Below are 496 nucleotides of genomic sequence, written 5' to 3'. Positions count from 1 at the left end.
TCGCCGAATTCCGCACCACCATACACGTCGGCATCGCCATCAGGGACTCGAAGGTTCTGGAGGGCCCGGCGCTGATGCTGTCGCCGGCCACGTTCCTTACCTTCGTACAGCACGCGGCGAAGATTGACGCCTCGGTCTGAGCAGCAGCACAACGATGCCTGGCTCCCCCAGCCCGTAGCAGGGGGAGCCAGGCTTTCCGTACACCTGTACCCCATAGGACCCGCCTGATACCCCATCGCATCAACGAGCTTGTGCACCGTCGTCCTGCGTCTACTCCTTTACCAAGGTGCAAGGTGCCCCGTGGATGGGGACCTTGGTGAAGGGGTCATCGCTTTTTGCCTGGGCAGGGGCGGACGTGGGGTCCCGCCGGTAATGCTGATGGATTGAACGCTAAGAAATGATCTTGGTCCGGAGGGTCTCGGTTCGATCACTGCCGGTGTATCTGTGAGGAGGGTTGGTGAGAGGAGCGGGTTGGGGGTGTTGAGTAGCTTTAGGG

Annotated in this window: 1 protein-coding gene; it reads left to right on the top strand. The window is 61.1% G+C overall.

What is annotated here, in order from left to right:
* Positions 1-20 precede the first annotated feature (20 nt).
* Entirely contained in the window at positions 21-140 is a 120-nt protein-coding gene (locus tag ACFVX9_RS39925; protein ID WP_387987249.1) for a DUF397 domain-containing protein, read from the top strand.
* Positions 141-496: the final 356 nt, after the last annotated feature.

The sequence above is a fragment of the Kitasatospora sp. NPDC058243 genome (assembly GCF_042882025.1).
Lineage (GTDB): Bacteria > Actinomycetota > Actinomycetes > Streptomycetales > Streptomycetaceae > Kitasatospora.
The sequence above is the reverse complement of the archived record's forward strand: the minus strand, read 5'-3'. Positions and strand labels throughout refer to the sequence as shown.